Origin of the sequence: Streptomyces sp. NBC_00631 (assembly GCF_045206895.1) — a bacterium.
Taxonomy (GTDB): domain Bacteria; phylum Actinomycetota; class Actinomycetes; order Streptomycetales; family Streptomycetaceae; genus Streptomyces.
Genome location: NZ_CP107734.1, coordinates 4476033 through 4488424, shown reverse-complemented (window position 1 = coordinate 4488424; position 12392 = coordinate 4476033). Strand labels below are relative to the sequence as shown.

The 12392-nt window shown below is 69.5% G+C and carries 13 protein-coding genes; 10 read left to right on the top strand and 3 right to left on the bottom strand.

The genetic code is table 11. The features are described from left to right. Nucleotides 1-114: 114 nt before the first annotated feature. Nucleotides 115-1461 carry a nicotinate phosphoribosyltransferase gene (locus OHB00_RS20570; protein ID WP_406436356.1) on the bottom strand — a complete coding sequence of 449 codons (1347 nt, stop codon included), beginning with the start codon at nucleotides 1459-1461 and terminating at the stop codon, nucleotides 115-117. Between the two features lie 58 nt (nucleotides 1462-1519). Between OHB00_RS20570 and clpS the strand changes: the two genes are divergently transcribed. From clpS to OHB00_RS20525, 9 genes are all read left to right on the top strand, one after another. Continuing rightward, entirely contained in the window at nucleotides 1520-1837 is a 318-nt protein-coding gene (gene clpS / locus OHB00_RS20565; protein ID WP_217545442.1) for an ATP-dependent Clp protease adapter ClpS, read from the top strand. An 80-nt stretch (nucleotides 1838-1917) separates the two neighbouring features. Then, on the top strand, nucleotides 1918-2523 hold the full coding sequence (locus tag OHB00_RS20560) for a DUF2017 domain-containing protein (RefSeq protein ID WP_406436355.1): 606 nt from the start codon (nucleotides 1918-1920) through the stop codon (nucleotides 2521-2523). A 409-nt stretch (nucleotides 2524-2932) separates the two neighbouring features. Beyond that, nucleotides 2933-4372: an amino acid permease gene (locus OHB00_RS20555; protein WP_406436354.1), complete on the top strand. Its 1440-nt coding sequence runs from the start codon at nucleotides 2933-2935 to the stop codon at nucleotides 4370-4372. A gap of 132 nt (nucleotides 4373-4504) precedes the next feature. Then, complete coding sequence (locus tag OHB00_RS20550; RefSeq protein ID WP_406436353.1) at nucleotides 4505-4927, top strand: Mov34/MPN/PAD-1 family protein; 423 nt, start codon at nucleotides 4505-4507, stop codon at nucleotides 4925-4927. Nucleotides 4928-5218: 291 nt separating this feature from the next. Further along, the gene (locus tag OHB00_RS20545; protein ID WP_406436352.1) at nucleotides 5219-5314 is read left to right on the top strand and encodes a putative leader peptide; all 96 of its coding nucleotides are present in this window, start codon (nucleotides 5219-5221) and stop codon (nucleotides 5312-5314) included. Between the two features lie 85 nt (nucleotides 5315-5399). Next, nucleotides 5400-5678: a MoaD/ThiS family protein gene (locus tag OHB00_RS20540; RefSeq protein ID WP_406436351.1), complete on the top strand. Its 279-nt coding sequence runs from the start codon at nucleotides 5400-5402 to the stop codon at nucleotides 5676-5678. A 7-nt stretch (nucleotides 5679-5685) separates the two neighbouring features. Further along, entirely contained in the window at nucleotides 5686-6636 is a 951-nt protein-coding gene (locus tag OHB00_RS20535; RefSeq protein WP_093502453.1) for a PLP-dependent cysteine synthase family protein, read from the top strand. A 245-nt stretch (nucleotides 6637-6881) separates the two neighbouring features. After that, nucleotides 6882-8957, top strand: coding sequence for a putative Ig domain-containing protein (locus tag OHB00_RS20530; RefSeq protein ID WP_406436350.1), 2076 nt, complete (start codon nucleotides 6882-6884; stop codon nucleotides 8955-8957). A 121-nt stretch (nucleotides 8958-9078) separates the two neighbouring features. Beyond that, the gene (locus tag OHB00_RS20525; RefSeq protein ID WP_406436349.1) at nucleotides 9079-9591 is read left to right on the top strand and encodes a hypothetical protein; all 513 of its coding nucleotides are present in this window, start codon (nucleotides 9079-9081) and stop codon (nucleotides 9589-9591) included. Between the two features lie 3 nt (nucleotides 9592-9594). Here the strand turns inward: OHB00_RS20525 and OHB00_RS20520 are convergent, their stop codons facing one another. After that, nucleotides 9595-10053, bottom strand: coding sequence for a type II toxin-antitoxin system PemK/MazF family toxin (locus OHB00_RS20520; RefSeq protein WP_406436348.1), 459 nt, complete (start codon nucleotides 10051-10053; stop codon nucleotides 9595-9597). Nucleotides 10054-10291: 238 nt separating this feature from the next. Between OHB00_RS20520 and OHB00_RS20515 the strand changes: the two genes are divergently transcribed. Further along, on the top strand, nucleotides 10292-11044 hold the full coding sequence (locus OHB00_RS20515; protein ID WP_406436347.1) for an MBL fold metallo-hydrolase: 753 nt from the start codon (nucleotides 10292-10294) through the stop codon (nucleotides 11042-11044). Between the two features lie 77 nt (nucleotides 11045-11121). On the opposite strand, the gene OHB00_RS20510 is transcribed toward OHB00_RS20515, so the two are convergent. Beyond that, entirely contained in the window at nucleotides 11122-12369 is a 1248-nt protein-coding gene (locus OHB00_RS20510) for a PTS transporter subunit EIIC (protein ID WP_406436346.1), read from the bottom strand. Nucleotides 12370-12392: the final 23 nt, after the last annotated feature.

Genomic DNA, 12392 nt, shown 5'->3' with positions numbered 1-12392 from the left:
CGAGGGGCAAGACGCGGAAAGAAGGGGTGCGGGCCCGGCCTGAACCTCCGAGCGTAGAGACTTACGGGGGCGTAGGGGAGGGGGCTTTGCGGGGCGCGTACGCGGGCACTTGCTCTAGCTACCCGAGCGCCCCTGCACGTACTCCGTCGGAATGACCGGTTCCCCGCGCGAGAGCTGGGTCGCGGAGAGCGGCAGGTTCGCCCGCGCCGCCTGGTGCCGGGCACGGGGCGCGTCCAGGGGTTCGCGGGCGACGACCTCGCCGGACTTCACCAGTTCCACCAGCAGCTGCCGGTCGACCAGGCCGGCCGGCACCTCCCCGGTGCCGACGACCTCGGCCTGCGCCACCCCGTCGGCGTCCAGTCGCCGCGCCGCCCACTTGCGGCCGCCGACGGACGTCTTGCCGCCCGACGACTTCTTCGCGACCGGCACCAGCGGTGCCTTGGGGTCGGCGGACTCGGCGCGGGCGACCAGCTTGTAGACCATGGAGCAGGTGGGGTGCCCGGAGCCGGTCACCAGCTGGGTGCCGACGCCGTACGCGTCCACCGGGGCGGCGGCCAGCGAGGCGATGGCGTACTCGTCGAGGTCGGAGGTCACGACGATCTTCGTGTTCGTCGCGCCCAGCTCGTCCAGCTGCTGGCGCACCCGGTGGGCGACCAGCAGCAGGTCGCCGGAGTCGATGCGGACCGCGCCCAGCTCGGGCCCGGCCACCTCGACGGCCGTACGGACCGCCTCGGCGACGTCGTAGGTGTCGACCAGCAGGGTGGTGCCCCGGCCGAGCGAGTCGACCTGGGCCCGGAAGGCGTCCCGCTCGTGGTCGTGCAGCAGGGTGAAGGCGTGGGCGCTCGTCCCCACCGTCGGGATGCCGTAGCGGAAACCGGCCGCGAGATCGGAGGTGGTGGCGAAACCGCCGACGTAGGCGGCGCGGGAGGCGGCGACGGCGGCAAGCTCGTGGGTGCGGCGGGCGCCCATCTCGATCAGCGGGCGGTCCCCGGCGGCCGAGGACATCCGGGAGGCGGCGGCCGCGATCGCGGAGTCGTGGTTGAGGACGGAGAGGATCACGGTCTCCAGCAGCACGCACTCCCCGAAGGACCCCTCGACCCGCATGATCGGCGAGCCCGGGAAGTAGACCTCGCCCTCGGGGTAGCCCCAGATGTCGCCGCTGAACCGGTAGCCGGCGAGCCATTCCAGGGTCGGCCCGTCGACGATGGCCCGCTCCTGGAGGAAACGGAGGACGTCCGCGTCGAAGCGGAAGTTCTCCACCGCGTCCAGGACCCGTCCGGTGCCGCCCACGACGCCGTAGCGGCGCCCCTCGGGCAGGCGCCGGGTGAAGACCTCGAAGACGCTCCGCCGCTCGGCCGTACCCGCCTTCAGGGCCGCCTGCAGCATCGTCAGCTCGTACTGGTCCGTGAAGAGCGCCGTCGAGGGAACATCCACCGGCAGCCCAAGGTCCGCTGTGTTCATGGAAGGGGATGCTACACCCCTTCGCGTCAGTGTGACGATTTAAGGGGCCCGTGGCAGCATGGGCCTTGTGACGTCACCCGCTCCCGTAGAGATCGAACGCACCGAGTCGGCGGAGGAGGCCTTCGCCGTCCCTGAGCCCGACGTCCCGTGGATCACGCTCGTGCACAACGATCCCGTCAACCTCATGAGCTACGTGACGTACGTCTTCCAGACGTACTTCGGCTATCCCAAGGACAAGGCCACCAAGCTCATGCTGGACGTCCACCACAAGGGCCGGGCAGTCGTCTCCAGCGGCAGTCGCGAGGAGATGGAACGCGACGTGCAGGCGATGCACGGCTACGGCCTGTGGGCCACCCTCCAGCAGGACCGGAAGTAGCCGCCCTCCCCGCCCCTCTCCGACCGGCCCCGACCAGCTCGACCAGCCCCGATCAGCTCCGGAAGCAGCGAATCCCCTCCATGCCTGGAATCTTCGAACCGCTCCCCGGCGGCGGCGCGGCCGTCGCTCTCGACGACGTCGAGATCTCCATCATCCGGTCGCTGGCCGTCCAGCTCCTGGAGCTCATCGGCCCCGGCCCCGCAGAGGACGCCCCCGACGACCCGCTCGCCGAGCTGTTCGCCGAGGGTCCCAGCGAGGCACCCGCCGACCCGGTGCTGCGCCGGCTCTTCCCGGACGCCTACAGCGACCCGGAGCGGCCCCCGCGGTCCCCGGAGGAGGCCGAGGAGCGGCAGGCCCACTCCGCCGAGTTCCGCCGCTTCACCGAGAACGACCTCAGGGCGGGCAAGCGGGAGAACGCCCTCTCGCTGATCCGCTGCCTCGACGCCCTCGCCCCGGGGGAGAAGGGCGAGGCGGTCCTCAAGCTGGCGCCCGAGGAGTCCCGGCGGTGGCTCGGCACCCTCACCGACCTGCGCCTCGCGATCGGCTCCCGCCTCGACATCACCGACGACGACGACACCGACCTGCTCTACCGGCTCCCGGACGAGGACCCGCGCAAGCCGATGGTGATGGCCTACCTGTGGCTCGGCGGCCTCCAGGAGACCCTGGTCGCCACCCTGATGCCGTAATTCGTCCAGATTTCGCGTTCGCTCAGAGGACGCTCAAATCCGGATAACGATCCCGTCACCGTTGCGGCCTGTTATGGCCTTTTCGGCCGCACTTTGTCCGCTTCTTCCAGTGGTGTGCGCCACAATCCCTTTCGCTGGAACCCGGTGATCAATGTTGCGGCCGTGATAAATCTTCACGACCGCCCGGCGAACACCACCCACGTGTACGTCCGGGTGCGCCACCGAACCGGCCACCACCGGTCAGGCTTAGCGGACCCGGGAAAGCCCGAGCACGCCCCCACGCCGCCCGGCACGGGAGCGCACCCGGACTTCCCCGAGCCCGCTCGCTCCAGCAATCCGGGGGGGATCGAAACCCGATCCGAGGCCGACGAGAGGCCCGGGTCGGCATGGAGAAAGGCGCACACCACACATGACCTCCGCTCAGGTCGACACGTCGGAGAAGTCCTCCGAAGCCTCCGAAGAGGGGTACGAGCGCGGGCTCGGCAGCCGCCAGGTCCAGATGATCGCCATCGGCGGCGCCATCGGCGTCGGGCTCTTCCTGGGCGCCGGGGCGAACATCGCCAAGGCCGGTCCCAGCCTCATCCTGATGTACGCCCTCGCCGGCGGCATCATCTTCTTCATCATGCGGGCCCTCGGCGAGCTCCTGCTCTACCGTCCGGTCTCCGGCTCGTTCGCCGAGTACTCCCGGGAGTTCCTGGGCCCGTTCTTCGGCTACTTCACCGGCTGGACGTACTGGCTCATGTGGGTCGTCACCGGCATGGCCGAACTGACGGCCGCCGCGATCTACGTGAACTACTGGTTCCCGCAGGTCCCGCAGTGGGTGACCGCACTCGTCTTCCTGGTGATCCTCTTCGGGGTCAACCTGATCTCGGTGAAGGTCTTCGGAGAGCTGGAGTTCTGGTTCTCCATGGTCAAGGTCACCGCCCTGATCGGCATGATCGTGATCGGGCTCGGCGTCCTCACCTTCGGCTTCAGCTCCGCCGGTGACACCGCGTCGGTCGCGAACCTCTACCAGTTCGACGGCTTCTTCCCCAAGGGCGTCGGCTCCTCCCTGATGACCCTTCAGGGCGTCATGTTCGCCTACCTCGCGGTCGAGCTGGTCGGCGTCACCGCCGGCGAGTCGGAGAACCCGGAGAAGACCCTCCCCAAGGCGATCAACACCCTTCCCTGGCGCATCGCCCTCTTCTACGTCGGCGCGCTCACGGTGATCCTCTGCGTCGTGAAGTGGACGGAGTTCGCCCCGGGCGTCTCCCCGTTCGTCGCCGCCTTCGCGAAGATCGGCATCCCGGCCGGCGCCGGCATCGTCAACTTCGTCGTGCTGACCGCCGCCCTGTCCTCCTGCAACTCCGGCATGTACTCCACGGGCCGCATGCTGCGCACCCTCGCCGACAGCGGCGAGGCCCCGGCCGCGTTCCGCAGGCTGTCCGCGTCGAAGACCCCCGCGCTCGGCATCACCGTCTCGGTCCTCTTCATGGGCATCGGCCTGATCCTCAACTACGTCGTCCCGGAGAAGGCGTTCGGCTACGTCACCTCCGTCGCCACCGCGGCCGGCATCTGGACCTGGCTGATGATCCTGATCAGTCACGTCCTCTACCGCCGCGCGGTCGACGCGGGCCGTCTGCCGGCCTCCGCCTTCCCGGCGCCGGGCGGCGCGGTGTGCAGCTGGATCGCCATCGTTTTCCTTCTTTTCGTGACCTGCCTGATCGCGTACGACGGCGACTCCCGCGTCTGCCTCTACGTGATGGCCGGCTGGGCCGCCGCGCTGGGCGCCGGCTGGCTGGTGCTGAAGAACCGCCATCCCGAGGTCGCCGAGCGCAACGTGCCGGCACCGCTGGAGAAGGTGGGCTGACCACCCCTGCGGGACGCCCGCCGCGGGGAGCACTCGTGGCGCCCCCTGCGGCAGCCGCTCAGGGCGTCCGGCATCCGGGCCGTCCCGTACCACCCACCGGTACGGGGCGGCCCTTTGCTTATCCTGGCGAACATGCTGACCATCACCCAGGCCCTCGTCGACCAGATCGTCGCCCACGCGCGCAAGGACCACCCCGACGAGGCGTGCGGAGTCGTCGCGGGGCCGGCGGGCTCGGACCGCCCCGAGCGCTTCATCCCGATGCTGAACGCGGCGATGTCCCCCACGTTCTACGAGTTCGACTCCGGCGACCTTCTCAAGCTGTACCGGGAGATGGACGACCGCGACGAGGAGCCGGTGGTCGTCTACCACTCCCACACGGCGACGGAGGCGTACCCGTCCCGCACCGACATCAGCTACGCCAACGAGCCCGGCGCCCACTACGTCCTCGTCTCCACCGCCGACACCGACGCCCTCGGCGACTTCCAGTTCCGCTCGTACCGCATCGTGGACGGCGAGGTCACGGAGGAGGAGATCAGCATCGTCGAGGCGTACTGACTTCTCCGCTGCTCACCAGAGTTTTTCCGCCGCGACGGCGTTCAGCCGCGACGGCGGATTCCGGCGGTGCCGAACTGGCCGGTGGGGGCCGGCCGCGCCCGCGCGGCGGAGCCGCACGCGACACAGCCCCGCGCCCCTTGGTCGGCTGGCCGATCCGGCCATGATCCATTGCCTTGCGGTCGTGCCCCTTCAAGTCGGCCATCCCCTCGCCGTCTCAAATTTCGACCAGAATTCGTCCGGCATGTGGAATCACACTCCGGAACCGGTACCGGGAATCGATACGATGAGCCCATGGTTCTGAACGACGTGAGCGACAAGGCGCAGGGCGTGCTGCTCGTGGCGCGGCTGCACGTCGACCTGTGCAGGTTGAACAGCGCCATCTGTTGACGTTCTCCTGCCGCCGTACGGCCGTGAGCCGCGGCGTGCCGCTGCGCGCCCACCCACCCAGACTTTCCGACAGGAGCCCTGAGCCATGGCCATCGAGGTCCGCATCCCGACCATCCTCCGCCAGTACACCGACGGTCAGAAGGCGGTGGAGGGCAGCGGTGACACCCTCGCCGAGCTGTTCACCGACCTTGAGACCCGGCACACGGGCATCCACGCCCGCATCGTGGACGACGGCAAGCTGCGCCGCTTCGTCAACGTGTACCTGAACGACGAGGACGTCCGTTTCGTCGACGGCATCAACACCAAGCTCACCGACGGCGACACCGTGACGATCCTGCCGGCCGTCGCCGGCGGTATGGCCTGAGATCGGCATGCGCTACGACTCCCCGTTGGCCGCGGTCGGCAACACCCCCCTGGTGCGCCTGCCGCGGCTCTCGCCGTCCGCCGAGGTCCGGATCTGGGCCAAGCTGGAGGACCGCAACCCGACCGGCTCGGTCAAGGACCGTCCCGCCCTGCACATGATCGAGCAGGCCGAGAAGGACGGCCGGCTCACCCCCGGCTGCACCATCCTGGAGCCGACCTCGGGCAACACCGGTATCTCGCTGGCGATGGCGGCCAAGCTCAAGGGCTACCGCATGGTCTGCGTGATGCCCGAGAACACCTCGCAGGAGCGCCGGGACCTGCTGGGGATGTGGGGCGCGGAGATCATCTCCAGCCCGGCCGCGGGCGGCTCCAACACCGCCGTGAGGGTGGCGAAGGAACTGTCCGCCGAGCACCCCGACTGGGTGATGCTCTACCAGTACGGCAACCCGGACAACGCCGGTGCGCACTACGCGACCACCGGGCCGGAGATCCTCGCCGACCTGCCGTCGGTGACGCACTTCGTCGCGGGGCTGGGGACCACCGGCACGCTGATGGGCGTCGGCCGGTACCTGCGCGAGCACCGGCCGGACGTGAAGATCGTCGCCGCCGAACCCCGGTACGACGACCTCGTGTACGGGCTCAGGAACCTCGACGAGGGCTTCGTGCCCGAGCTGTACGACGCCTCCGTGCTCACCACCCGCTACTCGGTCGGCTCCGCGGACGCGGTGACCCGGACCCGCGACCTGCTCCAGCAGGAGGGCATCTTCGCGGGCATCTCCACCGGCGCCGCGCTGCACGCCGCGATCGGCGTCGGGAAGAAGGCCGTACAGGCCGGCGAGAGCGCGGACATCGTGTTCGTCGTCGCCGACGGCGGCTGGAAGTACCTGTCGACCGGCGTGTACACCGCCGCCACGACCGAGGAAGCCATCGAGACCCTCCAGGGTCAGCTCTGGGCATAGCCCTCATCATGTACGCGCCAACCCCCTCCTATGAGGGGGCTAAGCGCTGCCTATGGCGGAGCAAAGATCTTCGTCCGGCGGAACCGGTCGCCGGGGAACCCCGCTAGGTTCCTGACCGTCCTGTCATGCCACGCTCGTCGGCATCCCAGGGTGTTCGAAGTGTCATGCTCATGACGCCGCACTCTGCCGCCGCTACGCGCGTCACGGGCCTGCCTTGTAACCCCACCGATGGAGGCAGTACCCCCATGCGTGAATCACGACGGAGCCTGCGAAGACTTCTGGCCTTCGCTTTCCCCGCCCTCGCCCTCGCCCTCGCCGTCTCCGGATTCGTCGCGGCACCGACCGCGCAGGCACAGGCATCGGCGCACACCATCACCCCCAAGGCCACCGGCCGGGCCGCCCAGAACTCCAAGGCCCTCACCGACCCCGCCCGGCAGGCCGTGCACAGCACCGGCAAGGCCGGGCAGAAGGTGCCCACCACGCACCTGTGCGCCACCGTCACCAAGCCCGGTGAGGTCAACTGCTTCGCGCAGCGCCGCACCGACATCAAGCAGCAGCTGGCCTCCGCGCTCGCCGCCGCCCCCTCCGGCCTGAGCCCGACCAACTTGCACAGCGCCTACAACCTGCCCTCGACGGGCGGTTCCGGCCTGACGGTCGCCGTGGTCGACGCCTACAACGACCCCAACGCGGCCTCCGACCTGGCCACTTACCGCTCCACGTACGGCCTGTCGGCGTGCACCGTCGCCAACGGCTGCTTCAAGCAGGTCAGCCAGACCGGTTCGACCACCTCGCTGCCGACGAACGACTCCGGCTGGGCCGGCGAGGAAGCGCTCGACATCGACATGGTCAGCGCCGTCTGCCCGAACTGCAACATCATCCTCGTCGAGGCCAGCTCCGCCACCGACTCCGACCTCGGCACCGCCGAGAACGAGGCCGTCGCGCTCGGCGCCAAGTTCGTCTCCAACAGCTGGGGCGGCTCCGAGTCCTCCTCCCAGACCAGCGAGGACACCTCGTACTTCAAGCACCCGGGTGTCGCGATCACCGTCTCCGCCGGTGACGAGGACTACGGCGCCGAGTACCCGGCGACCTCCCAGTACGTGACCGCCGTCGGCGGCACCGCGCTCTCCACCTCCTCCAGCACCCGCGGCTGGACCGAGTCCGTGTGGAAGACCAGCTCCTCCGAGGGCACCGGCTCCGGCTGCTCCGCCTACGACGCCAAGCCGAGCTGGCAGACCGACACCGGCTGCACCAAGCGCATGGAGTCCGACGTCTCCGCGGTCGCCGACCCGGCCACCGGTGTGGCGGTCTACGACACCTACGGCGGCTCCGGCTGGGCGGTCTACGGCGGTACCAGCGCCTCCTCGCCGATCATCGCCGGTGTCTACGCCCTCGCGGGCGCCCCTGGCTCCAGCGACTACCCGGCGAAGTACCCGTACTCGCACACCAGCAACCTGTACGACGTCACCAGCGGCAACAACGGCTCCTGCTCCACCTCGTACTTCTGCACCGCCGGCACCGGCTACGACGGCCCGACCGGCTGGGGCACCCCGAACGGCACCGCCGCCTTCACCTCCGGCACCAGCACCGGCAACACGGTGACGGTCACCAACCCGGGCAGCCAGTCCACCGCCACCGGCGGCTCGGTGAGCCTGCAGATCTCGGCCTCCGACAGCGCGGGCGCGACCCTCACCTACAGCGCGTCCGGCCTGCCCACCGGCCTGTCCATCTCCAGCTCCACCGGCCTGATCTCCGGTACGGCGTCCACCGCGGGCACCTACAGCACCACCGTCACCGCGACCGACTCCACCGGCGCCTCCGGCTCGGCCTCCTTCACCTGGACGGTCAGCACCAGCGGCGGCGGCTCCTGCAGCTCGTCCCAGCTGCTCGGCAACGCCGGCTTCGAGTCGGGCAACACCACCTGGACCGCGAGCAGCGGCGTCATCACCAACTCCAGCAGCGAGGCCGCCCACGCGGGCTCGTACAAGGCCTGGCTGGACGGCTACGGATCGACCCACACCGACACGCTCTCCCAGTCGGTGACGATCCCGGCCGCCTGCACCAGCACCACCTTCACCTTCTACCTGCACATCGACACGGCCGAGACCACCACCAGCACCCAGTACGACAAGCTGACGGTCACCGCCGGTTCGACCACCCTGGCCACCTACTCCAACCTCAACGCGGCCACCGGGTACGTGCAGAAGTCCTTCAGCCTCGGGTCCTTCGCGGGCTCGACCGTCACCCTGAAGTTCAGCGGTGTCGAGGACTCCTCGCTCCAGACCAGCTTCGTCGTCGACGACACCGCCGTCACGACCGGCTGACCCCTGGGTGAACCGACCGGATCCCGCACCCGGAAGCCGTCCGGGTGCGGGATCCGTACGAGGGGCGGATACGTCATATAGGCACCAAGGGTCCGTTCCCCGACGGAAAGGCGGACACCTCATGCGCCGTACGACGTTCCACCGCGCGTCGCTCGCCACGGCGAGCCTGCTCCTGCTGGCGGGCTGCGGCTCGCAGAGCGGGGGCGGGGACAAGGGAAGCGGCGCGGTGTCCCCGGCGCCGACCTCGACCGCGAGCCCGACCTCGGCATCGAGCCCGGCCCCGACCGCCAGTGGTTCCTCCGCCGGCTGCACTCCCCTGACCTCCGAGCTGACCGCCGCCGACAGCGGCCGTACCGTCTGCCTGGCTCAGGAGGGCACCCTGCGGATCACTCTGGACGGCACCGAGCAGCGCCCGTGGAAGAAGATCGCCGAAACCGGTGACACCGCCGCCCTCAAGGAGATCAACTACGGGATCATGCTCCGCGGCGGCGACGCCGGATCCGCCTACCAGGCGGTGGCCGCCGGGACCGTCACCCTCTCCGCCACCCGTCCGCTGTGCGCCGAGCCCACCGCACCCGGCCAGGTCTCCTGCAAGGGCATCCAGGAGTGGCGGGTCACCGTCAGGGTCGGCTGAGCCTCAGCCGGCCAGGTGCCGTACCTGGTCCCACAGCACCGGGTCGACCACGCCCACCCGGCGCCGGAACTCCCACACCGCGATCTCGCGCAGCTCGTCCGTCTCCAGGAAGCTCTGCCGGCCCTGGGCGTCCCCGACCGAGCCGGGCGGCAGCGGGATCACCCCGGCGCGCTCGTCGTGGTACTTGCTGGTGATCTTCGCGATCGTCGCCCGGTTGCCGCGCACGGCCAGCACCAGGCAGGGCCGGTCCTTGGCGCCGGGACCGTCCTCGTAGGGCACGTTGGCCCACCAGATGTCCCCCGGGTGAGGCCGTGCCGTCTGCTCGCGCGTCCCGCGCGGATGCCCCGGCGGGCGGGTGCGGTGGCCGCGCGGCCGGTGGCCCCTGCCCCAGCCGTCGACGAGCGTGGCGACCAGCGCCAGCAGGACGACTGCCGCGAGCGCGAGCCACCATGACGTGTCCATACGACGACGTTACCGGCGCGAGATAATCGATGCGCGCCCTTGCGCGATCCTCATGCGCCCTCAGTCCAGCCGAACCGGTGACAGCACAGGTGAGTTCGCCCACAACGGCCCCTGGCGGAGGAGCGACCCGCTCTTTTGCGCCTTACGCTCGACAAACCGCACGACCCCTGCCCACCTCATTTTCCCGACTCCACTTCCCGGTTGTTCCGGGTATCCCGCCAACGGAGGTTTCTGCTTCATGAAGCTCACCGTCGTCGGCTGCTCGGGGTCGTTCCCGTCCGCGGAATCGGCCTGTTCGAGCTACCTCGTAGAGGCCGACGGCTTCCGGCTGCTCCTCGACATGGGCAACGGCGCCCTGGGCGAGCTGCAGCGCCACTGCGGTCTCTACGACCTCGACGCGATCTTCCTGAGCCATCTGCACGCCGACCACTGCATCGACATGTGCGCCTACTTCGTGGCGCGCTACTACCGGCACGACGGGGGCCCGTGCCCCCCGATCCCGGTCTACGGCCCCGAGGGCACCGAGCACCGGCTCACGACGGCCTACGCCGACACCCCCACCGCCTCCTCGATGAGCGAGGTCTTCGACTTCCACACGGTCAAGCCGTCCACGTTCGACGTCGGCCCCTTCACGGTCCACACCGAGCGGGTCCGCCACCCGGTGGAGGCGTACGGCATCCGCGTCGAGCACGCCGGCAAGTCCCTGACGTACTCGGGCGACACCGGCGTCACCCCGGCGCTGGAGGCCCTGGCCCGGGACACCGACCTGTTCCTGTGCGAGGCCGCCTTCACGCACGGCAAGGAGAACATCCCGGACCTGCACCTCACCGGCCGCGAGGCCGGCGAGGCGGCGGCCCGCGCCGACGCCCGCCGTCTGGTCCTCACCCACATCCCGCCGTGGACCGACCCCGCCGTCAACCTCGCCGACGCCCGCGAGGTCTTCGACGGCCCGGTGGATCTCGCGGCGCCGCGGACGACGTACGAGATCTGACGCGCGTACGGCGTTCAGGGCCGTAAGACGAGAAGGCCCCCGCCGCGGCGGGGGCCTTCGTCATGTGCGCTGCGGACTCACGCCTTCGTGAGGTCCTCGATCTCCTCCTCGGGCTCGCGGCCCGGGGTGGGGAGGTTGAAGCGGACGATGGCGAAGCGGAAGACGAAGTAGTAGATCGCCGCGAACACCAGGCCGATCGGGATGATCAGCCAGGGCTTGGTCGCCAGGTTCCAGTTGAGGATGTAGTCGATGACACCCGCGGAGAAGGTGAAGCCCGCGTGCACCCCGAGCGCCCAGGTGATCGCCATGGACAGGGCGGTGAGCACCGCGTGGATCACGTACAGCAGCGGCGCGATGAACATGAACGTGAACTCGATCGGCTCGGTCACACCGGTCACGAAGGAGGTCAGCGCCATCGACATCATCATGCCCATCACGGCCGCGCGGCGCTCCGGGCGGGCGGTGTGCGCGATGGCCAGGGCGGCGGCCGGGAGGCCGAACATCATGATGGGGAAGAAGCCGGACATGAACTGACCGGCCGTCGGGTCACCGGCGAAGAAGCGGGTCAGGTCACCGTGGACGATGGTGCCGGAGGCGGTCTTGTAGTCGCCGATCTGGAACCAGGAGACGGTGTTCACGAACTGGTGCATGCCGACCGGGATCAGCGCGCGGTTGATCAGACCGAACAGACCGGCACCGAAGGCGCCCAGGCCCGTGATCCACTCACCGAAGTGGGAGATGCCCTCGCCGATGGGCTTCCAGACCAGACCGAAGAAGACGCCCATGACCGTACCGACGAAGGCCATGATGATCGGGACGAGCCGGCGGCCGTTGAAGAAGCCGAGCCAGTCCACCAGCTTGGTCCGATGGAAGCGCTGCCAGACCACCGCGCCGAGCAGACCCATCACCAGGCCGCCGAGCACACCGGGGTTGTTGTAGGTCGCGGCGATGTCCGCGCCCTTCTGGATCTTCGCGTCGGTGACGGGGAACGCGGTGAGGACGTTCTTGTAGACCAGGAAGCCGACCAGGGCGGCCAGCGCGGTGGAGCCGTCCGCCTTCTTGGCGAAGCCGATCGCGACACCGATACAGAACAGCATCGGGAGGTTGTCGAAGATCGCGCCACCGGCCGTGGCGAACACCGAGGTGACCTTGTCGGGCAGATGCAGCTTGTCGTGGATGTCCTGCTGACCGAAGCGGAGCAGCAGACCAGCCGCCGGGAGAACGGCGATCGGGAGCTGAAGACTGCGGCCGATCTTCTGCAGGCCCTGGAACAGACCGGATCCCCACTTCTTCGTGGGGGCCGCCGTCGCGGTGGCGGTTGTCATACGTCCTCCATCGGTGGTGGTCT